The sequence below is a fragment of the Hymenobacter terrestris genome (assembly GCF_013377905.1).
Classification (GTDB): Bacteria; Bacteroidota; Bacteroidia; order Cytophagales; family Hymenobacteraceae; genus Hymenobacter; species Hymenobacter terrestris.
This window is the reverse complement of the sequence record NZ_JABKAV010000019.1, coordinates 39730-61397: the sequence shown is the minus strand read 5'-3', so window position 1 is coordinate 61397 and position 21668 is coordinate 39730. Positions and strand designations below refer to the sequence as shown.

Below are 21668 nucleotides of genomic sequence, written 5' to 3'. Positions count from 1 at the left end.
GGTCCTCCCCCCCCCCCGCCGTTGACCGGTCTGGGGGTGAATCGTTCAACGGCGGGTGGCGACAAACCCTGCCCCTACCCCGTGCGCCGCGACTATCAACTGATGATAACACCCTTCCAGCCCGGCTCGTAAAACGGACCCTCACGTTTTACCCTCCCTCGATTATGTGCGGACGCTATAGCCTCATTGCTCCACCGGGTTTAATCAAAGAACGATTCGGGGCCGACTTAGCCGAAGATTTCGCCCCAACCTACAATGCTGCACCCTCGCAGCACCTGCCCGTAATTACCAACGCCGCGCCCAGCCAAGTGCGGCTGATGCAGTGGGGGCTGGTGCCGGCCTGGGTGAAGGACCGCACCAGTGGCCCCCAGCCCATCAACGCCCGCGCCGAAACGCTGGCCGAAAAGCCCTCGTTCCGGCAACTGTTGCAGCGCCGCCGCTGCCTGGTGCTGGCCGACAGCTTCTATGAGTGGCAGCAGAAAGAAGCCCACGGCCTGCCACCCAAAACGCCCCACCGCATCCTGCTCACCTCGGGGCAGCCCTACGCCTTTGCCGGCCTCTGGGACGAATGGCTTGACCGCGCCACCGGCGAAATCCTGCCCACCTTCACCATCGTCACCACCGAACCCAACGCCCTGATGGCCCCGCTACACCACCGAATGCCGGTAATTCTGCAGGGCCCCGAAGCCGAGCAGGCTTGGCTAAGCGACGCGGTTTCGGCCGCCGACCATCAGGCCTTGCTACAACCCTATCCTACCGAACTGATGCGGGAGTACGTCATCAGCAAGCTGGTGAACTCGCCCGCCCACAACGAGCCGGCCGTGCTGGAGCCGGTTTAATGCCTGGTTGATAGGCCTCCATTTAGTTGTAGACTGACAACTAGGTATTATCAGGTAAGCACTAACCCCGAAGCCCTACCTTTGTAGTCTATTCTTTCCGCCACTTAAAATCCCTCCGTTTATGGCCAACGCCTTTTTCAACGTTCCGCTGCCGATTAATGAGCCCGTGAAGGGCTACGCACCTGATTCGCCCGAGCGGATTGAGTTGCTCAAGACCCTCAAAGAATTCAAGCAGCAGGAGCGCGATATTGCCATGCACATTGGTGGCCAGGAAGTGCGTACGGGCAAGCTTGTGCGTATGAGTCCGCCCCACGACCATAAGCACACGCTGGGCCATTTCCACCGCGGCGACGCCTCGCACGTGCAGCAGGCTATCGACGCCGCGCTGGCTGCCCGCACCGAGTGGGCTGAACTGCCCTGGGAGCAGCGGGCCGCTATTTTCCTGAAAGCTGCTGACCTGCTGGCCGGCCCTTACCGCGCCCGCCTCAACGCAGCTACCATGCTGGGTCAGAGCAAAAATGCTTTCCAGGCCGAAATCGATGCCGCCTGCGAATTTATCGACTTCCTGCGCTTCAATGTGCATTATATGAGCGAGCTGTACAAGCAGCAGCCCGCCTCCATGCCCGGCATGTGGAACCGACTGGAGCACCGCCCCTTGGAAGGCTTCATCTTCGCCCTCACGCCCTTCAACTTCACGGCTATTGCCGGCAACCTGCCCACTTCGGCGGCCATGCTCGGCAACGTCACCGTCTGGAAGCCCGCCGACACCCAGATTTACTCGGCCCAGGTGCTGATGGAGCTGTTCAAGGAGGCCGGCGTGCCCGATGGCGTTATCAACTTGGTGTATGTGGACGGCCCGACGGCCGGCAACGTCATTTTCCAGCATCCCGACTTCGCTGGCATCCACTTCACGGGTTCGACCGGCGTGTTCCAGCACATCTGGAAAACGATTGGCGAGAACATCAGCAAGTACAAAACCTACCCGCGCATCGTAGGCGAAACCGGCGGCAAGGACTTCATCGTGGCTCATAAGTCGGCGCACGCTAAAGCCGTGGCCGTGGGTATTTCGCGCGGCGCGTTCGAGTACCAGGGCCAGAAGTGCTCGGCCGCCTCGCGGGTATACCTGCCCTCGAACCTGGCCGATGAAATTCTGGGCTACGTGAAGGAAGACCTCGCCACCTTTAAGATGGGCGATGTGGAGGACCTCTCCAACTTCATCAATGCCGTCATCGACGAGAAATCGTTCGATAAGCTGGCCAAGTACCTCGACGCCGCCAAGGCCGACAGCAGCGTGGAAATCATTGCCGGCGGCGGTTACAGCAAGAGCAAAGGCTATTTCATTGAACCCACCGTCATCGTAACCAAGGACCCCAAGTACGTAACCATGTGCGAGGAGCTGTTCGGCCCCGTTGTAACGGTGTATGTGTACGAGGCCGACAAGTTTGAGGAAACCCTGGAGGTTGTCGACCAGACCTCGCCTTACGCTCTTACCGGTGCCGTTTTCTCGCAAGACCGCTACGCTATCGACCTGGCCACGCGCAAGCTGGTGCAGGCTGCCGGCAACTTCTACATCAACGACAAGCCTACCGGGGCCGTGGTGGGCCAGCAGCCTTTCGGCGGCGCCCGTGCTTCCGGCACCAACGACAAAGCCGGCTCCATCCTCAACCTGCTCCGCTGGGTGTCGCCGCGCACCATTAAAGAAACCTTCGTGCCCGTGGTGGACTACCGCTACCCCTTCTTGGGCGCCGCCCCGGCCGAGGATCTGAACCGGGATAAAGGCATCTAGAACGTAGCGTTGCTATTTGCCTGAGTAGACAAACAAAACGGCCGTCCTGAACAGGGCGGCCGTTTTGTTTGTCTACTCAATAACGTATTTGTTGCCAGTCAGACGACCAACCAGAGTTAATTAACAGCCAGTCGCACCCCAGCCGGCTTTCATCTTTGTTCCCAACTGCGGAGGGCCTACCTTTGCCTCCCATGCCGTTGCGAAACGGCCTTTTACCCGTTGCTGCCATGCTGCTCGCCGTTCCCGTTCAATACCAGCCCCAGGATTTCCTTCCCATCATCGTCCAGTTCGTGCTGGCCATTGCCTTCGTGGCCTTCGCCATGATTGTCTCGCACTTGGTGGGGCCACGCCGCAAGAGCGTGGTTAAGGATGAGGCATTTGAATGCGGCATTGAGTCGGTGGGCAATGCCCGTACCCCGATTTCGGTTAAATACTTCCTCACGGCCATTCTGTTCGTGCTTTTCGATGTCGAGGTAATCTTCATGTATCCCTGGGCCGTCAACTTCCGCGCCCTGGGCACCACTGGCTTTATTCAGATGCTGGTGTTCCTGACGCTGCTGATGGCGGGTTTCGTGTACGTCATCAAAAAGGGCATTCTGGACTGGAACGAAAGCCGTTAGGTCAAACTTTTGCCCGCCGGCTTCTGTTGGCTCTAAGTGGATTTACGCCACTTTTTCTTCCCTGACTTCCTGCTTTATGGATACCCGAGTTCCCGAAATCAAGATGGTAGAGGCCCCCGACGGCCTCGAAGGCGCAGGCTACTTCGCTACTTCGCTGGAGAAGGTAGTGGGCATGGCCCGCGCCAACTCGCTCTGGCCGCTGCCCTTCGCCACTTCGTGCTGCGGCATCGAGTTTATGGCCACTATGGGCTCGCGCTACGACATCTCGCGCTTCGGCTCCGAGCGGCCGAGCTTCTCGCCCCGGCAGGCCGATTTGCTGATGGTGATGGGTACGATTGCCAAGAAAATGGCTCCCATCGTGAAGCAGGTGTACGAGCAGATGGCCGAGCCCCGCTGGGTGCTGGCTATGGGCGCCTGCGCCTCTTCGGGTGGTATTTTCGATACCTACTCGGTGCTTCAGGGCATCGACCGCATCATTCCGGTTGACGTGTATGTGCCCGGCTGCCCGCCCCGCCCCGAGCAGGTGCTCGACGGCCTGATGCGCGTGCAGGATCTGGCCCGTAACGAATCAATTCGCCGCCGCAACTCGCCCGAGTATCAGGCCCTGCTGGCATCGTACAATATCAAGTAGATAGAAGTTAGAAGCCAGGCGTTGGAATTCGTTCTGGGTTTCTGGTTTCGCCAACTGATATTCTAGCTTCTAACTTCCAGCTCCTAGCTTCTCAATAAGAATGGCTGACCAAAACGAATCTATCCCCGCTCAGGAACAGGCTGCTGCCCAGGACCCGGCCGCGCAACAAAATGCGCAGCTGCTGGCCCTATTGCACCACCTATTCGGCGAGGCCGCTTTCACCGATGTGGAAGAATCGTACGGCCTGCTTTCGGTGACGACCACCCGGGAGCAGATTCACGGCATTATTGCGGGTTTGCAGAAGGATCAGGAGTTGCAACTCAACTTTCTGACTACCATGTGCGGGGTGCATTTCCCCGACCGGGAAGGCCAGGAGTTGAGTATGGTGTATCATTTGCACAGCCTCACGCGCAACATCCGGCTGCGGCTGAAAATCTTTTTTCCTATTGCCGACCCGGTAGCTCCGACCCTCACCGACCTCTATTCCTGCGCCAACTGGATGGAGCGCGAGGCTTTCGACTTCTACGGCATCATCTTCCCCGGCCACCCCAACCTGATGCGCATCCTCAACGTGGAGGACATGGACTACCACCCGATGCGCAAGGAGTACGCGCTGGAAGATGGCACTCGCGAAGACAAAACCGACCTGTTCTTTGGCCGATAAGTGTTTAGTAGTGAGTAGCTGGTATTGAGTAGTGAGACTAATGGTCTGATTTCGCTCGATAATGGTTTCTCAATACTCACTACCAACTACTCAATACTAGCATTATGGCAGTAAACGACACGCTGGAAGGCACCCATAAGATAATCGAGTCGGCGCGCGAGCAACAGGCGCACCTGAACCCGTTGGCCCCGACTGTCAATGACTTCAACCAGGAGCTGACGACCCTTAACCTGGGTCCGACGCACCCGGCAACGCACGGTATTTTTCAGAACATCCTGCAAATGGATGGCGAGCGGATCATTTCCGGCGTGCCCACCATCGGCTACATCCACCGCGCCTTCGAGAAGATTGCCGAGCGCCGGCCCTTCTACCAGATTACCACCCTCACTGACCGGATGAACTACTGTTCGTCGCCCATCAACAACATGGGCTGGCACATGACGGTGGAGAAGCTGCTCGGCGTGGAAGTTCCCAAGCGCGCCCAGTACATCCGCGTAATTTTGATGGAACTGGCCCGCATCACCGACCACCTCATCTGCAACGGCATTCTGGGCGTGGATACGGGTGCTTTCACCGGCTTCCTCTACCTCATGGATGAGCGGGAGAAGGTGTACGAGATTTACGAGGAAGTAAGCGGCGCCCGCCTCACCACCAACATGGGCCGCGTGGGCGGCATGGAGCGCGACTTCTCCGACATTGCCATTGCCAAACTGCGCGCCTGGCTGAAGACCTTCCCCGGCGTAATGCGCGAGTTCGAGACCATGTTCAACCGCAACCGCATCTTCATGGACCGGATTGTGGACGTGGGAGCCATCTCGGCCGAACGCGCCCTCAACTACGGCTTTACCGGCCCCAACCTGAGGGCCGCCGGCGTCGATTACGATGTGCGCGTGATGAACCCCTACTCCAGCTACCAGGACTTCGACTTCGAAATTCCGGTGGGCACCAAGGGCGACACCTACGACCGGTTCATGGTGCGCAACGAGGAAATCTGGCAGAGCCTGCGCATCATCGAGCAGGCGCTGGAAAACCTGCCAGCCGGCCCGTATCACGCCGATGCGCCGCACTTCTACCTGCCGCCCAAGCAGGCCGTGTACCAGAACATGGAGGCCCTCATCTATCACTTCAAAATTGTGATGGGCGAGATTGATGCTCCCGTGGGCGAGGTTTACCACTCGGTGGAAGGCGGCAACGGCGAACTGGGTTTCTACCTGGTTTCCGACGGTGGCCGCACACCCTACCGCCTGCACTTCCGCCGCCCCTGCTTCATCTACTACCAGGCCTACACCGAAATGGTGGTGGGCCAGACCCTCTCCGACGCCATCGTGACGCTGAGTTCGATGAACGTAATTGCCGGGGAGCTCGACGCGTAGTTTTTCTGAATTGACTGATATGGAATCGACTGCCCTCAAGCCGCAATTTTCTGAAGCCGCCAAGGCCGAGATTGAGCGCATCTGCAAGCAATACCCCAACGACCGCCGCAAATCGGCTATGCTGCCGGTGTTGCACATTGCCCAGGCCGAGTTTGGTGGCTGGGTAAGCCCCGAAGTGCAGGACCTAGTGGCCGAGGTGCTGGGCATAAAGCCGATTGAGGTGTACGAGGTGTCATCTTTCTACACCATGTTCAACCTCAAGCCAGTAGGAAAGCACGTGCTGGAAATCTGCCGCACTGGCCCCTGCATGCTGCGCGGCTCCGAGGAGCTAACGGCCCAGCTGGAGCGCATTACGGGTGCCAAAGTGGGAGGGCCAGCTTCTGAAGACGGTCTGTTTACTCTGAAAGAAGTGGAGTGCCTGGCCGCCTGCGGCTTCGCCCCCATCGTGCAGGTGCGCGAGCAGTACTACGAGCAACTCGACACCCCCGAAGCCGTGGATGCCATGCTCGCCGAGCTGCGCAACCAGGTGCATCGGCCCGCCCTGCCCTGGGAAGAAACTGGCCTCTCAAACGCGCTGGCCAACAACTAACGCCTTTTCGCTCTGAACCTATGGGACGCAAACTGCTGACCGAACATATCAACGTTGAAGGCATCGAGAAGCTCGACGTGTACCGCAAGCACGGCGGCTACCGCTCGGTGGAGAAGGCCCTCAAGACCATGACCCCCGATGAGGTGGTGGAGGAAGTCAAGAAGTCGGGCCTGCGGGGCCGCGGCGGCGCGGGCTTCCCTACGGGCCTGAAGTGGAGCTTTCTGGCCAAGCCCGAGGGCGTGCCGCGTTACCTCGTTTGCAACGCCGACGAATCGGAGCCGGGTACTTTCAAGGACCGGGAGTTGATGTCGAAACTGCCCCACTTGCTAATTGAGGGCATGATTACGGGCTCGTATGCGCTGGGTGCGAACACCTCGTACATCTACATCCGCGGCGAGCTGTTGTACGTGCTACGCATCCTCGAAAAAGCTATTGCCGAAGCCTACGCGGCCGGTTTCCTGGGTAAGAACATTCTGGGCTCGGGCTACGACCTTGACCTGTTCGTGCATCCGGGCGGCGGCGCGTATATCTGCGGTGAAGAAACAGCGCTACTTGAAAGCCTGGAGGGCAAGCGGGGCAATCCGCGCAACAAGCCGCCTTTCCCAGCTGTGCAGGGCCTGTACGCCCGTCCTACCGTGGTTAACAACGTCGAATCAATTGCGGCCGTGCCGGTAATTGTGAACGAAGGCGGCGATGAGTACGCCAAAATCGGCGTGGGTAAGAGCACCGGCACCAAGCTATTCTCCGCTTGCGGCCACCTCAACAAACCTGGCATCTACGAAATCGAGTTGGGCCTGCCCGTCGAGGAGTTCATCTATTCTGATGAGTACTGCGGCGGTATTTGGAAGGGCCGCGACCTGAAAGCTGTAGTAGCCGGCGGCTCCTCAGTACCGATTCTGCCCAAGGAGCTCATCCTCAAAACTGCCACCGGCGAAGACCGCCTGATGACTTATGAGTCGTTGAGCGACGGTGGCTTCATAACGGGCACCATGCTCGGCTCGGGTGGCTTTATTGCCATGGATGAGACGACCAACATCGTGCGCAACACCTGGAGTTTCAGCCGCTTCTACCACCACGAAAGCTGCGGGCAATGCTCGCCGTGCCGTGAGGGTACGGGCTGGCTAGAAAAGGTGCTGCACCGCCTCGTGCACGGCCACGGCCAGATGCACGACATCGACCTGCTGGTAAGCGTAGCCAAGCAGATTGAGGGCAACACCATCTGCCCGCTGGGCGAAGCTGCTGCCTGGCCCGTTGCCGCCGCCGTGCGCCACTTCCGCGACGAATTCGAGTGGCACGTTACGCACCCGCAGGAAGCCACTAAGCCCGGCGCGGTGTTCCCGGGCAAACTAGTAACGGCGTAACTTTACCTGTCATGCTGAGGAACGAAGCATCTTATCACCGCCGCGTTCTTCAGGATTAGTACATATCAGAGCGCGGACGTGATAAGATCCTTCGCTCTGCTCAGGATGACAAGAGAATCAAATGGCTAAAATAACCTTCGACGGCATCGAGATAGAAGTTCCGGACGGAACGACTATCATGAATGCAGCCCGCCAGATTGGCGGTGCCATCGTGCCCCCGGCCATGTGCTACTACACGCCCCTGAAAGGCTCGGGTGGCAAGTGCCGCGCCTGCTTGGTAAAGGTGGCGGCCGGTTCGGCCAAAGACCCGCGCCCGATGCCCAAGCTGGTGGCCTCGTGCATTACGCCCGTACAGGACGGCATGGTGGTGGAAAACACCACCAACGACAGCGTGCTTGATGTGCGTAAAGGCATCGTGGAGATGCTGCTCATCAATCACCCGCTCGATTGCCCCGTCTGCGACCAGGCTGGTGAGTGCGACCTGCAGAATTTTGCCTTCGAGCATGGTCTGAGCACGACCCGCTACGAGGAAGAGCGCCGCACGTTCGAGAAAATCGACATTGGCCCGCTGATTCAGCTCCACATGACGCGCTGCATTTTGTGCTACCGATGCGTGTACACCGCCGATCAGATTGCCAAGGGCGACCGAATTCACGGCGTACTCGGCCGCGGCGACGCTGCCGAAATCGGCACCTACATTGAGAACATCATCGATAACGACTTCTCGGGCAACGTGATTGACGTGTGCCCGGTGGGCGCACTGACTGATAAAACGTTCCGCTTCAAGCAGCGCGTGTGGTTTACGAAGCCCGTAAACGCCCACCGCGACTGCCCGAAATGTTCGGGCAACGTGGTGCTCTGGTACAAGGGCAACGACGTGCTGCGCACCACTGCCCGCAAGGACCAATATGGCGAGGTGAAGGAGTGGATTTGCAACGAGTGCCGCTTCGAAAAGAAGGAAACCAGCGACTGGACCATTGAAGGACCGTCCCATATCGACCGTTCTTCTGTAATTTCAGCCAACCACTACGAACTGCCCGTGCTCAATCAGTCAGTTATTGCCGATTTACCCGCCAGCACCCAGCGCGAGCTGGAAAAGAATCCGCCCCTCAAACTAGGCTCCTAATTTTTGAGCTGTTGGCTGATAGCTAACGTGATTTTCTACTGAACATAAGCTAACGGCTACCAGCTACTAGCTATCAGCTAAAACAATGATTGAACTACCCGCTCTCGGCTGGCAATCCATCGTCATCTTTGTCGTTTTCGCGCTTTCATTGCTGATTGCGACCTACTGCACCTACGCCGAGCGCGTAATTGCCGCCTTTTTGCAGGACCGCGTGGGGCCCGACCGTGCCGGCCCATACGGCCTGCTCCAGCCCCTGGCCGATGCCGTGAAGATGTTCACGAAAGAAGAGTTCTTCCCCGGTGGTGCCAACAAGGTGCTATTCGTGGTAGGCCCCTGCCTGGCTATGATTACGGCCCTGATGTCGTCGGCGGTTATCCCCTTCGGCAACACCATGAGCTTCGGCAACAACGCCTTCTTCCTGCAGGGCATTGAGGTAAACATCGGCATGCTCTGGATTTTCGGGGTCGTGTCGTTGGGCGTGTACGGGGTGATGATTGGCGGTTGGGCTTCCAACAACAAGTTCTCCTTGCTGGGTGCCATCCGGGCTGCTTCGCAGAATATCAGCTACGAGTTGGCCATGGGCATGTCGCTGATTGCGGTGCTCATGATTTCGGGCACGTTGAGTTTGCGCGAAATTACGTTGCAGCAGTCGGTAGCCGGCGAGTGGCAGATGTGGAACATCGTGAAGCAGCCACTAGGCTTTATCATCTTCTTGGTATGCGCCTTTGCTGAAACCAATCGTACACCATTCGATTTGCCCGAGTGCGAAACCGAGCTGGTGGGCGGCTACCACACCGAGTACTCGTCGATGAAGCTGGGCCTTTACCTGTTCTCGGAATATGTGAACATCTTCGTGGTGTCGGCCGTGATGAGCGTGCTGTACTTCGGCGGCTTCAACTTCCCCTTCCAGTACGAGCTGCGCGACTGGTTCGTGAACAGCCAAGGCTGGGAACTGAATTCGGCCCAGAACCTGATTACCCTGATGGGCGCGGTGGGCATCTTCCTGAAGATTTTCGCCTTCATCTTCTTCTTCATGTGGATTCGCTGGACTCTGCCGCGCTTCCGCTACGACCAGCTTATGCGCCTCGGCTGGACCATTCTCATTCCGCTGGCCGTATTTAACATCGTGCTCACCGGCGCCCTCATCCTGTTTGGGGTGATTTAAGTAATAACTCCCTCACTTTGCCAGTTTGAGCGCGCTCAGACCAGCAGAAGGACCCATAGCATGCAACTCACCAACCGAGCCAAGGTATTAGAAAAGAAGCCCATGACGCTGGCCGAGCGGGCCTACCTGCCGGCCATCTTCCAGGGTCTGAGCATCACGATGCGCCACTTCTTTATGAAGAAAGCCACCGTGCGCTACCCCGAGGAAGTGCGTCCGTTTTCGGGCTACTTCCGGGGCCTGCATGTGCTCAAGCGCGACGAGCAGGGCCGGGAGCGGTGCACCGCCTGCGGCCTATGTGCCGTAGCCTGCCCCGCCGAAGCCATTACCATGGTCGCCGGTGAGCGAAAGAAGGGCGAAGAAGGCCTCTATCGCGAGGAGAAGTACGCCGTCAGCTACGAAATCAACATGCTGCGCTGCATTTTCTGCGGCCTTTGCGAGGAAGCCTGCCCGAAAGCCGCCATCTACCTGCAGCCCGACAAAATGGCCCCGCCGCGCTACGAGCGCGACGAGTTTACCTACGGCAAGGACCGCCTTGTGGAGCCCGTGTCGCCCGACGAGCGCAGCGTAAAAGGCATTCAGCTCACTTCTGAGCAGGCCGATAAGCTCCGTAGCCGCATTGTATAGTTGTTGGTTTTTAGTTTTCAATTGTCGGCCCGCACGCACGGCTATTGACGGCTAAATCACCCCTGACAACCGACAACTAAAAACTGACAACCAGCCATGCATCCTCTTTTTCTCTTCCTCTCGTTTGTGGCGCTGCTGAGCGCGCTGGGCGTGGTATTCACCAAGAATCCGGTACATAGTGTGCTGTTCCTGATTCTGACGTTCTTCACCATCTCGGGTCATTATCTGCTGTTGAACGCGCAGTTTCTGGCTGCTGTGAACATCATTATCTACGCGGGTGCCATTATGGTGCTATTCCTGTTCGTGATTATGTTCCTGAACCTGAACGAGCTGACCGAGCCTCAGAAGCCCGCCTTGGCTAAGATTGCCGCCGCCATTGCCGGTGGTTCGCTGCTACTGATTCTGGTAGCCGCCCTTAAGGATATCGTGCCTACCGGCGCAGTCACCGGCACCGCCTTCAACTCGCAAATTGGTATGGTCGACCAGCTTGGCCTCAAGCTTTACACCGACTTCCTGCTGCCCTTCGAGTTGGCCTCGGTGCTGTTCTTGATAGCCATGGTAGGCGCCGTGATGCTCGGCAAGCGCGAAACCGGCGAGCGGAACTTCTAAACTCTCCGAACTTCTATAAAAAGCCAGCGCGGCGACTGTAGCTACAGTCGCCGCGCTGGCTTTTTGGGGTCTTCTGAACAGTGGTAAGGCGGCCTACTCGAAGTGGTAGAGGAAGGTGATAACGCCGGTGTAGGCGGGCTTCTTGATGCCTTCTATTTCCATTTTCACGCCGATGTTAGCCTTAGCAATGCCGCGCAGGTCTTTTACGGCCAGCAACGTGGCGTGCAGGCGTACCGGCGTGTTTACGAGTACGGCCTGGTTGAAGCGGAATTCACTGATTTCGTAGTTCACCTGCATCTTCAGGTTTTCTACCTGCACCAGCTGATTCCAGAAGTAGGGTAGCAACGACAGCGTGAGGTAGCCGTGGGCAATGGTGCCGCCGAAGGGCGACTCGACCGCGGCCCGATCAGGGTCGGTGTGAATCCACTGGAAGTCGAGGGTGGCGGCGGCGAATTGGTTGATTTGCTCTTGGGTGATGGTATGCCAAGGCGTAATGCCCAATTCCTGGCCTTCGTGCTGCTGAAGTTCGGCTAAGCTGCCAATAGTAATGCTCATAGGAAAAGGAAACGAGAAAGAGAGGCCCGAAGATACAGTTTCGTGCCATAAGCACCAGTACGCTGGCGGCCCCACGGCCGGCCACCCGGGTGGGCCCGGGCCGATACGCTCGGGCTCCGGCCCCGCTCGCCGCTGTTGCGGCGCATAACAAAGAGTGCAACAGCCCAAAGAACCAGCCCAAACAGTGGCCTTTTCCGATTTTCAGGATACCTTTGCCCTCCATTGTCCCTGCCGGCCCCACCGCCAGGGGATTTGCTTGGCCGTTAGCCCCTCCGCATGGACCAGAACATACCGCAGGTTATCCAGACGGTTCCCCTCCAGTACTACGTTTTCTTCGCCACCGCGCTGTTCAGCATTGGCGTGCTGGGCGTGCTTACCCGGCGCAACGCCATCATCATCTTCATGAGTGTCGAACTGATGCTCAACGCCGTGAACGTGCTGCTGGTGGCCTTTTCGGCTTTCCGCTCCGACCCCAACGGGCAGGTATTCGTGTTCTTCATCATGGCCGTAGCTGCTGCTGAAGTAGCTGTGGGCCTGGCTATTATCGTGATGATTTACCGTAATATCCAGAGCACCGACGTTAATCTGTTGAGCCGCCTTAAGTTCTGATTTGCCATGTCATCCTGAATATGTGGCTCAATGCGCCACATGCTCAGGATGACACTTGTGCTACTGCCCCATCAACCCATGCAAGAAACCGTTATTCCCGCTGCCGGCGCCCCGTACTCGACCTTCCTGTACGTGCTGATTCCGCTGCTGCCGTTTCTGGGCTTCCTGATTAATGGCCTGCTCAACCGCAAACTTTCGGCCACCGTTGCCGGCCTGATTAGCTCGGCCGCCGTGCTGGGCTCGTTCGCCATTTCGGTGTTTCTGTTCCTGAACTTTCAGTACCAGTACACCGTGCCGCTGTTCGATTGGATTTCGGTGGGCACAATGCAGATTCCGTTTTCCTACCAGATTGACCAGCTCAGCCTGATTATGCTGCTGCTGGTAACCGGCGTGGGATTCCTGATTCATGTGTACAGCATGGGCTACATGGCCCACGACGAGAACGTGGGCAAGTTTTTCAGCTTCCTGAACCTGTTCGTGTTCTCGATGCTGGTGCTGGTGCTCGGCTCCAACTTCCTGATTCTGTTCATCGGTTGGGAAGGCGTGGGGCTGTGCTCCTACCTGCTCATCGGCTTCTGGAACAAGAACACTGCCTACAACAACGCCGCCAAAAAGGCCTTCATCATCAACCGCGTCGGCGACTTGGGCTTTCTGCTCGGCATCTTTCTGATTTACCTCACCTTCGAGTCGGTGCAGTTTGCCGAGGTGTTCCAGAAGGCTTCGCTCGGCCAGTTTGGCAGCTACGGCCCGGAAGTGGTGACCGTTATTACGCTGCTGCTGTTCGTGGGTGCCACGGGTAAATCGGCGCAGCTGCCGCTCTACACCTGGCTGCCCGACGCCATGGCCGGCCCCACGCCCGTTTCGGCCCTCATCCACGCCGCGACCATGGTTACGGCGGGCATCTACATGATTCTGCGGGCCAACGTGCTCTTCACCCTAGCCCCCGACACGCTGGAGGTCATTGCCATCATTGGCGCAGCTACGGCCTTGTTCGCGGCCACCATCGGGCTGGCCCAAAACGACATCAAAAAGGTGCTGGCTTACTCCACCGTTTCGCAGCTGGGCTACATGTTCCTGGCGCTGGGCGTGATGGGCTACAGCACGTCGCTGTTCCACGTGCTCACCCACGCCTTCTTTAAGGCCCTGATGTTCCTGGGCGCGGGCTCCGTGATTCATGCCATGAGCAACGAGCAGGATATGCGCCGCATGGGCGGTTTGCGCAAGGCGCTGCCCATCACGTTCATCACCTTCCTGGTGGGCTGTCTGGCCATTTCCGGCATTCCACCCTTCGCCGGTTTCTTCTCCAAAGATGAAATCTTGCTCCACACCTTCCAGCACAGCAAGCTGCTCTACGGCGTGGGTCTGGTCACGGCGTTCCTGACGGCGTTCTACATGTTCCGCCTGCTGTTCCTGACCTTCTTCGGCGAGTTCCGGGGCACCGAACAGCAACGCCAGCACCTGCACGAGTCACCTGCCTCCATGACGTTGCCGCTCATCGTGCTGGCCATTCTGGCCGCTGTGGGTGGTTTCATGAACGCTCCGTTCTTCTTGGGCGAGGAAAACGCCTACCTGTCCAACTACCTCGCGCCGCTGTTCACTTACTCGCAGAAGATCAACCCCGCCGCTTTCGACCTCGCTGTTGACCACGGCACCGAGCTGATGCTCATCGGCCTATCGGTGGGCGCGGGTGTACTGGGTATTCTCTTCGCTTATGTGCTATACATGAGCCGCGGCGTGCGCCCGGCCGAAGAAGGCGCGCCCCGTGGCTTCCTCGACAACCTGGTGTACCACAAGTACTACATCGACGAGCTGTACAACGCCTTGCTGGTGCGCCCCATCATGTGGCTCTCGCGCGGCCTCTACCGCTTCGTTGAAAACGGCATCATCGACCCCATCGTCAACGGTTTCGGCCGCGTGACGCTGGGAGGCGGCCAGCTGGTTCGCGCCGTGCAAACCGGCTCCGTGGAAGTCTACCTGCTGCTGATGGTCGTGGCCATCGTGCTGGTTATGGCGCTGAACTTCGGGAAATTTTAGATGAAAAACATACTATCACTTCTCATCTTCTGCCTCTGCATAATATCATCCTGTTCTACTGACAGTGATTCGAATAAATATATTGGCAATTGGGAAAGGAAAGTATATGATGATGAATACGTAGGCAGATTAATATATAAACACAGAATTTCTATCAAGAGAGTGAACGACGATATGCTTGTTTATTTCGAGGAAACCCCTTTCGTTGGGGAATATAAAGATGAAAAAATCACTATAGACAGAGGGTCAAATGGAAAACAGAATATTATCTATTTAGAAAAATCAGATGAATTAATGGTTGAAAAGTTAGGAAATTATCACAGGAGGAAATAATAAATTTAGCATTACAAAACACCGCACCCTCACAGTAAAGCATGCTGACTGTCCTTCTTCTACTCTGGCCCGTAACGGCCGCCCTGCTGCTGCACTTCTTCAAGGGGAAGTCGGCGCGGGTGGCGGCGCTGGGCGCGGCCCTTCTCGAATTTGCGCTGGCGCTGTACGCCGCCGGCTTCTCCGGGGTCAACCTCGCCCGCGGTGGCGACATCAGTCCCAATTTCGAGTTCAACTATAGCTGGATTGCATCGGCCGGCATCAACTTCCACGTGGGCATGGATGGGCTCAGTTTGCTGCTGGTGCTGCTCACCACGCTACTCGTGCCCATTATTCTGCTCAGCGCCTTCCGCCGCAACTTCGAGAACGAGTCGGTGTTCTACGCGCTGGTGCTGTTTATGCAAACCGGCCTGATTGGCGTGTTCACGGCCCAGGATGCCTTCCTGTTCTACTTCATGTGGGAGGTGGCCCTGATTCCGATTTACTTCCTGGCCGGCGTCTGGGGCGGCATCGAGCGGGCGCGGGTTACGTTCAAGTTCTTCCTCTACACCATCATCGGCTCGCTGTTCATGCTGGCCGGCTTCGTGTACCTCTACTTCCAGACCGGCCCAACCGTTGACGGCCTCTCAGCCCACAACGCCTCGCTCAGCGCGTTCTACAGCCTCAATCTGCCCGCGGCCACGCAGATGTGGGTGTTCTGGCTGATTTTCGCGGCCTTCGCCGTGAAGATGCCCATCTTCCCCTTCCACACCTGGCAGCCCGATACCTACACCGAATCGCCCGCCCCGGCCTCCATGCTGCTGGCTGGCATCATGCTCAAAATGGGCATCTATGGCTGCATGCGCTGGCTGCTGCCCGTCGTGCCCCTAGGCGTGGACTACTGGCAGAACCTGATTCTAATTCTGGCCGTCATTGGCATCATCTACGGCGCTATCATCGCCATTCGCCAGCAGGATGTCAAGCGGCTCATCGCCTACTCCTCGCTCTCGCACGTGGGCCTGATGATTGCCGGTGTCTTCTCGCTCACCCAACTTGGCATGCAGGGTGCCAGCATCCAGATGCTGGCCCACGGCATCAACGTAGTGGGTCTGTTCTTCATTGCCGACGCTATTGAGCGCCGCACCGGCACCCGCAACATTGCCGAGTTAGGAGGCCTCACCCGTCAGGCCCCGGTGCTCACGGTATGCTTCCTGATTTTGCTGCTGGGTACCGTAGCGCTGCCGCTCACCAACGGTTTTGTAGGCGAGTTCCTGCTGCTGGCCGGTGTGTACGAGTACAACGCCTGGCTAGGTGCCGTGGCTGGCATCACCATAATCCTGAGTGCGGTGTACCTGCTCCGCATGTTCCAGCGCGTCATGCTCGGCCCCGATTCGGCCCACTCGGCCACTTTCACCGACCTTACCGGCGCTGAGTTGGTGGTGCTGGTGCCGCTCATCGTGCTCGTATTCTGGATTGGCCTGTTCCCCAACACCTTCCTGCACCTGTCGGAAGGCAGTGTGATGAGCATTCTGGGGCAGGTAGTGAAACGATAAACCGCTGACCCGTAGCGCGAAGCTTCCGCTTCGCGTTTCGTTGAACGGCCCGGCAGGTTTCGCCAATGGCCAGTTGTTCGACGATTCCAACGATACGCGAAGCGCAGGCTTCGCGCTACATTGCAACGAACATGAATTCAATCATTCTGCTTTCTGCGCTGGGCCTGGGCAACCTGTTCCTGGGTTTCCGCCGCTCCAACCGGCTGCTGCTGCCCGTGATGATGCTCATCCTAGGCTTGGTGCTGACGGTAAACTTCCTTGACTGGAACCAAGGGCCGCAGTCGTTCTTCAGCGGCATGCTCATCGTTGATAACTTCTCAGTGGCCTTCACGGGTATCGTGCTGCTCACGGCGCTGGTGCTCGTGCCTTTCTCGCAGAAGTACGTGCTCGATGAGGAAGCCAACCTAGCCGAATACTACTCGCTGCTGCTGTTTTCGATGGTAGGTGCCATTATGCTGGCCAGCTACAACCACCTGCTCATGCTGTTTCTGGGCATTGAAATCCTGAGCGTGGCCATGTACGTGCTGGCCGGCTCCGACAAGCGCAACCTGCGCTCGAACGAAGCAGCCCTGAAGTACTTCCTGATGGGGGCCTTCTTCACGGGCATCCTGCTGTTTGGCATGGCGCTGGTGTACGGGGCTACGGGCACGTTCGAACTCAGCAGCATCAGCTTTGCAGTGCAGAACCCGGTGAACGAGTCGCTACGGCCCATGCTCTATATCGGCATGCTGCTGATGCTGCTCGGCATTGGCTTTAAAGTAGGCGCCGCGCCCTTCCACTTCTGGACGCCCGACGTGTACGAGGGCACGCCCACCTTCTTCACCGCCTTCATGAGCACGGTGGTGAAAACCGCCGGTTTCGCCGCCTTCCTGAAACTGCTGGTGCAGGTGTTTCCGGCCGCCACGGCTCAGGGCGTGTGGCTGCCTACGCTCACGGCCATGTGCGTGCTCACGCTGCTCGTGGGCAACGTGGGCGCGGTGGCCCAAACCAGCGTGAAGCGCATGTTAGCCTACTCCAGCATCTCGCACGCCGGCTACCTGCTTGTTGCGCTGGTGGCCTTCAACGGAGCCCTCGAAGGTGCTTCGGCCAACGGTATTCTGTTCTACTCGCTGGCTTATTCGCTGGCCACCGTATCCGCTTTTGGGGTGCTGAAACTGGTAGCCGATGCCCGCCACCGCGAGGATTACGCCGGCTTCAATGGCCTGGCTAAAACCAACCCGCTGCTGGCATTCTCCCTCACGGTTTCCATGCTGAGTCTGGCCGGTATTCCGCTCACGGGTGGTTTCTTCGGCAAGTTCTTCGTGTTCATGGCCGCCGTCGAAAACGGCTACATCGGCCTCGTGATTTTCGCTCTGCTGATGTCGATGGTGAGCATTTACTACTACCTGCGCCCCATCATCGCCATGTACATGCGCGCTGCTGATGTTGATACTGCCGAGGCCGTGCCGGTTACCACGTTTCAGTCGGGCGCACTGCTGGTGCTGGCCCTGCTGACGGTGCTGCTGGGCGTACTGCCCGGCCTGATTGCCGGGGTGCTGTAGATTTATTGCCTTCATCTAAACGAAAAACGCCTCTGCCTGCTGGTAGGGGCGTTTTCTTTTGACTTCCTAAACGACTTCGTTATTTTAACTGATGCTTCGATTGCTCTCTTTCTTTGCCTTACTGCTGAGTGCCTGCCAGAGCCCCAGCGCCTCCCAGCAGAGCGAACCTCCCATAAGCGCATATATCCAACAGCTACGGGCCGATATAAAAGCGGCAGGTGGCGCTTACAACCAACGGCTGGCCTGCTACGTCGACCTGACGCGACCCGATACCCAGTATCGCTTTTTCCTGCTTGACCTGCAGCAGGAACGGGTAGTACACCAGGGACTGGCGCTAAATGGGCTGACGGATAAGTTGGGCAATGTGCGTTACTCCAACGAACTCAACTCCAACTGTAGCTCGCGCGGGCTGGCCCGGATTGGAGAGAAGTACCACGGAAGATTTGGCAGGGCCTTCCGACTCGATGGATTGGAGGCTTCCACCCGAAACCTGCGCAAACGGGCCGTAGTGCTGCACTCGTGGTCGGGCGTTGACGCATGGCCTACTGAACAGCATCCCATCCAGAGTGAGGGATGCCCAGCGCTTAACCCGTTAGTGCTTGACTCAGTAGCCACGGTTATCGAAAGCTCTGCCAAGCCCCTGCTGATTCGGCTGAATTAAGGACACGTAGCAAGTACACCATTCCTAAAGCACAACGGCGGCCCCCGATTCCTCGGAGGCCGCCGTTTTCACTCCCAAAAAGAAGTACGGTTTATTTCACCGCTACATCCGTTTTAATACTCAACTCCTTCAACTGCGCACCCGAAATTTCCGAGGGCGAGTCAATCATCACGTCACGGCCGGAGTTGTTTTTGGGGAAGGCGATGAAGTCGCGGATGGAGTCGGCGCCGCCAAAGAGGCTGCAGAGGCGGTCGAAGCCGAAGGCAATGCCGCCGTGGGGCGGGGCACCGTATTCGAAGGCGTCGAGCAGGAAGCCGAACTGGGCCTGGGCTTCCTCGTCGGAGAAGCCGAGCAGGCTAAACATGCGGGCCTGCACGGCGCGGTCGTGAATGCGGATGGAGCCGCCGCCTACTTCTACGCCGTTAATCACCATGTCGTAGGCGTTGGCGCGGGCCTGTCCGATGGTGTCGGGATTGTCGAGCAGGGCCATATCCTCGGGTTTGGGCGAGGTAAAGGGGTGGTGCATGGCGAAGTAGCGGCCCTCTTCCTCCAGGTATTCGAGCAGCGGAAAATCGACCACCCACAGGGCCGAAAAGGTATCCTTATCGCGTAGACCGAGGCGTTGGCCCATTTCGAGGCGCAATTCCGAGAGGGCCTTGCGGGTTTTGTCGGCTGGGCCGGCCAGCACCAGCAGCAGGTCGCCGGGCTGGGCGTTGAAGGCAGCTTTCCACTGTTGCAGGGCGTCCTGGTCGTAGAACTTATCGACCGACGATTTCACGTTGCCGTCGGCTTCCACGCGGGCGTACACGAGGCCGGTGGCGCCAATCTGGGGGCGCTTCACGTAGTCGGTCAGCTCGTCGAGCTGCTTGCGGGTGTAGCTGGCAGCGCCCGTGGCGCAGATGCCCACGACCAGTTCGGCGGCCTCGAACACCGGGAAGTTGTGGCCCTTGGCGACGTCGTTCAGCTCCACGAACTTCATTTCGAAACGCGTGTCGGGCTTGTCGTTGCCGTAGAAGCGCATGGCGTCGGCGTAGGTCATGCGGGGCAGGGTCCCGATTTCCAGGTTCTTCACTTCCCGGAACAGGTACTGTACCAGCCCTTCGAAGGTGCTCAGGATGTCCTCCTGCTCCACGAACGACATTTCGCAGTCAATCTGGGTGAATTCGGGCTGGCGGTCGGCGCGCAGGTCCTCGTCGCGGAAGCACTTTACGATCTGGAAGTAACGATCGAAACCCGACACCATCAGCAGCTGCTTGAAGGTTTGGGGGCTCTGAGGCAGGGCGTAAAACTCGCCGGGGTTCATGCGCGAGGGCACCACGAAGTCGCGGGCGCCTTCGGGCGTGCTTTTGATGAGGACCGGTGTTTCCACTTCGATGAACTCCTGGCCGTCGAGGAAGCGGCGGGTGGCCTGGGCCACGCGGTGGCGCAGCATCAGGTTCTGGCGGACGGGGTTGCGGCGCAAATCGAGGTAGCGGTACTTCATCCGCAGGTCGTCGCCACCATCGGTGTCGTCCTCAATCAGGAAGGGCGGCAGCTTGGCCGGGTTAAGCACGTCGAGTTTCTCGACCCGGATTTCGATGCCGCCGGTGGGCATTTTGTCGTTTTGGGAGTGCCGCTCGACCACGGGGCCGGTCACGCAGATGACGAACTCGCGGCCCAACTGGCGGGCTTGTTCGCGCACCTCGGCCGTTTCCACGCCTTCTTCGAGGGCCAGCTGGGTGATGCCGTACCGGTCGCGCAAATCAACCCACAGAATGCCGCCTTTGTCGCGGGTGCGCTGTACCCAGCCGCAAAGCGTAACAGTTTGGCCAATGTGTTCGGGGCGCAGTTCGCCGCAGGTGTGGGTCCGGAGCATAAATCTAATTTTTGGCGAAGATACTAGATTGGTTTTCCGTGTAATGCTATCGATGAACCAACGATACACCCTTCGTCGGCCCGTTAGCCCCCTGCCAGGGCCGGTTCGTTGAAAAGCGCCGGTTGCTTATGCAGGTTTTTCTATGTTTGTTGAGCACCCTTCAGGCAACCGCTCAAAGCGGCTAATCATCTGCCTGCTATCCTCCTTCCTTCCCTTTGTATGGAACTTCGCATCGAGCACCTCTCCAAAACCTACGCCAACGGCACCCAGGCCCTGCGCGACGTCAACCTTACCATCCCGACCGGCATGTTCGGGCTACTGGGACCCAACGGCGCGGGCAAATCGAGCCTGATGCGTACCATTTCCACCCTCCAGGAGGCCGACAGCGGCAGCATTATGCTGGGCGATTTGGACGTGCTGCGTAACAAGGACGCCGTGCGGCGGGTGCTGGGCTACCTGCCCCAGGAATTCGGCGTGTACCCCAAGATTTCGGCCGAGCAGTTGCTCGACCATTTCGCGGTACTCAAGGGCATCTCCGACAGCAAGCAGCGGCGCGACGTAGTAGCGGGCCTGTTGCAGCGCACCAATCTATACGAGGTGCGCAAGAAAAATCTCGGCGGCTACTCGGGCGGCATGAAACAGCGTTTCGGCATTGCCCAAGCGCTGCTGGGCAACCCGCGCCTGATTATTGTGGATGAGCCCACGGCCGGCCTTGACCCGGCCGAACGCAACCGTTTCCACAACCTGCTGGCCGAAATCGGGGAGAACATCATCGTGATTCTGAGCACCCACATCGTGGGCGACGTGAGTGATTTGTGCCGCAATATGGCCATCATCAACAAGGGCCAGGTGCTGCTGACCGGCGACCCGCTGGTGGTGATGCAGGAGTTGCGCGGCCAGGTGTGGCGGCGTGAAGTAGACAAGGAGCAGCTACCCGCGCTGCTACTGGAGCAGCAGGTGATTTCGACCCGGCTGTTTGCTGGCCGCACCATCGTGCACGTAGTAGCGCCCACCCAACCCGGCTCCGACTACGACGCCGTGGAACCAAGCCTGGAAGACGTGTATTTCGCCCGCATCGCGCAGGCCGAAACGGTTGGAGCCGAAGTGTAAGCACGACGTAGGGGTGGGGCTTGTCCCCGCCCGCCGTTCGCACCGTTTCAACGA

General features: G+C 58.4%; 21 protein-coding genes. 19 read left to right on the top strand and 2 right to left on the bottom strand.

Features of this window, described 5'->3' with window-relative positions; all coding sequences use genetic code 11:
* The first annotated feature begins 164 nt into the window (after positions 1 to 164).
* The 12 genes from HW556_RS08970 (at position 165) to HW556_RS08915 (ending at position 11387) form a co-directional block, all read left to right on the top strand.
* Positions 165 to 839, top strand: coding sequence for an SOS response-associated peptidase (locus HW556_RS08970; protein WP_176899686.1), 675 nt, complete (start codon positions 165 to 167; stop codon positions 837 to 839).
* A gap of 121 nt (positions 840 to 960) precedes the next feature.
* Complete coding sequence (pruA, locus tag HW556_RS08965; protein WP_176899685.1) at positions 961 to 2625, top strand: L-glutamate gamma-semialdehyde dehydrogenase; 1665 nt, start codon at positions 961 to 963, stop codon at positions 2623 to 2625.
* A 227-nt stretch (positions 2626 to 2852) separates the two neighbouring features.
* On the top strand, positions 2853 to 3245 hold the full coding sequence (locus HW556_RS08960) for an NADH-quinone oxidoreductase subunit A (RefSeq protein WP_176899684.1): 393 nt from the start codon (positions 2853 to 2855) through the stop codon (positions 3243 to 3245).
* Positions 3246 to 3321: 76 nt separating this feature from the next.
* Entirely contained in the window at positions 3322 to 3876 is a 555-nt protein-coding gene (locus tag HW556_RS08955; RefSeq protein ID WP_317170493.1) for an NADH-quinone oxidoreductase subunit B, read from the top strand.
* Positions 3877 to 3976: 100 nt separating this feature from the next.
* Positions 3977 to 4540: an NADH-quinone oxidoreductase subunit C gene (locus HW556_RS08950; protein WP_176899683.1), complete on the top strand. Its 564-nt coding sequence runs from the start codon at positions 3977 to 3979 to the stop codon at positions 4538 to 4540.
* A 104-nt stretch (positions 4541 to 4644) separates the two neighbouring features.
* Positions 4645 to 5913, top strand: a complete 1269-nt coding sequence (locus HW556_RS08945) for an NADH dehydrogenase (quinone) subunit D (protein ID WP_176899682.1) — start codon at positions 4645 to 4647, stop codon at positions 5911 to 5913.
* A gap of 19 nt (positions 5914 to 5932) precedes the next feature.
* Positions 5933 to 6502: an NADH-quinone oxidoreductase subunit NuoE family protein gene (locus HW556_RS08940; protein ID WP_176899681.1), complete on the top strand. Its 570-nt coding sequence runs from the start codon at positions 5933 to 5935 to the stop codon at positions 6500 to 6502.
* 20 nt (positions 6503 to 6522) lie between these two features.
* Positions 6523 to 7863 carry an NADH-quinone oxidoreductase subunit NuoF gene (gene nuoF / locus HW556_RS08935; protein ID WP_176899680.1) on the top strand — a complete coding sequence of 447 codons (1341 nt, stop codon included), beginning with the start codon at positions 6523 to 6525 and terminating at the stop codon, positions 7861 to 7863.
* Positions 7864 to 7984: 121 nt separating this feature from the next.
* Entirely contained in the window at positions 7985 to 8989 is a 1005-nt protein-coding gene (locus HW556_RS08930) for a 2Fe-2S iron-sulfur cluster-binding protein (protein WP_176899679.1), read from the top strand.
* A gap of 85 nt (positions 8990 to 9074) precedes the next feature.
* Positions 9075 to 10154, top strand: a complete 1080-nt coding sequence (gene nuoH, locus HW556_RS08925; protein WP_176899678.1) for an NADH-quinone oxidoreductase subunit NuoH — start codon at positions 9075 to 9077, stop codon at positions 10152 to 10154.
* Positions 10155 to 10214: 60 nt separating this feature from the next.
* Positions 10215 to 10778, top strand: coding sequence for a NuoI/complex I 23 kDa subunit family protein (locus HW556_RS08920; RefSeq protein ID WP_176899677.1), 564 nt, complete (start codon positions 10215 to 10217; stop codon positions 10776 to 10778).
* Between the two features lie 96 nt (positions 10779 to 10874).
* On the top strand, positions 10875 to 11387 hold the full coding sequence (locus HW556_RS08915; RefSeq protein WP_176899676.1) for an NADH-quinone oxidoreductase subunit J family protein: 513 nt from the start codon (positions 10875 to 10877) through the stop codon (positions 11385 to 11387).
* A 93-nt stretch (positions 11388 to 11480) separates the two neighbouring features.
* On the opposite strand, the gene HW556_RS08910 is transcribed toward HW556_RS08915, so the two are convergent.
* Positions 11481 to 11942: a MaoC family dehydratase gene (locus HW556_RS08910; protein WP_176899675.1), complete on the bottom strand. Its 462-nt coding sequence runs from the start codon at positions 11940 to 11942 to the stop codon at positions 11481 to 11483.
* A 276-nt stretch (positions 11943 to 12218) separates the two neighbouring features.
* Here HW556_RS08910 and nuoK point away from each other — a divergent pair, with 276 nt between their 5' ends.
* From nuoK to HW556_RS08880, 6 genes are all read left to right on the top strand, one after another.
* Complete coding sequence (gene nuoK, locus HW556_RS08905; RefSeq protein WP_176899674.1) at positions 12219 to 12551, top strand: NADH-quinone oxidoreductase subunit NuoK; 333 nt, start codon at positions 12219 to 12221, stop codon at positions 12549 to 12551.
* A 78-nt stretch (positions 12552 to 12629) separates the two neighbouring features.
* Positions 12630 to 14585 (top strand): NADH-quinone oxidoreductase subunit L, encoded by a 1956-nt coding sequence (gene nuoL / locus HW556_RS08900; protein ID WP_176899673.1) that lies wholly within the window; start codon positions 12630 to 12632, stop codon positions 14583 to 14585.
* A gap of 162 nt (positions 14586 to 14747) precedes the next feature.
* A complete protein-coding gene (locus HW556_RS08895) occupies positions 14748 to 14918 on the top strand; it encodes a hypothetical protein (RefSeq protein WP_176899672.1) in 171 nt (56 codons plus the stop codon).
* 41 nt (positions 14919 to 14959) lie between these two features.
* Complete coding sequence (locus HW556_RS08890) at positions 14960 to 16447, top strand: complex I subunit 4 family protein (RefSeq protein ID WP_176899671.1); 1488 nt, start codon at positions 14960 to 14962, stop codon at positions 16445 to 16447.
* Positions 16448 to 16578: 131 nt separating this feature from the next.
* A complete protein-coding gene (locus HW556_RS08885) occupies positions 16579 to 17988 on the top strand; it encodes an NADH-quinone oxidoreductase subunit N (protein ID WP_176899670.1) in 1410 nt (469 codons plus the stop codon).
* A 91-nt stretch (positions 17989 to 18079) separates the two neighbouring features.
* Positions 18080 to 18649, top strand: a complete 570-nt coding sequence (locus tag HW556_RS08880) for a murein L,D-transpeptidase catalytic domain-containing protein (protein WP_176899669.1) — start codon at positions 18080 to 18082, stop codon at positions 18647 to 18649.
* A gap of 91 nt (positions 18650 to 18740) precedes the next feature.
* Here the strand turns inward: HW556_RS08880 and aspS are convergent, their stop codons facing one another.
* Complete coding sequence (gene aspS / locus HW556_RS08875; RefSeq protein WP_176899668.1) at positions 18741 to 20504, bottom strand: aspartate--tRNA ligase; 1764 nt, start codon at positions 20502 to 20504, stop codon at positions 18741 to 18743.
* 219 nt (positions 20505 to 20723) lie between these two features.
* Here aspS and HW556_RS08870 point away from each other — a divergent pair, with 219 nt between their 5' ends.
* The gene (locus HW556_RS08870) at positions 20724 to 21614 is read left to right on the top strand and encodes an ABC transporter ATP-binding protein (protein WP_176899667.1); all 891 of its coding nucleotides are present in this window, start codon (positions 20724 to 20726) and stop codon (positions 21612 to 21614) included.
* Positions 21615 to 21668 lie beyond the last annotated feature (54 nt).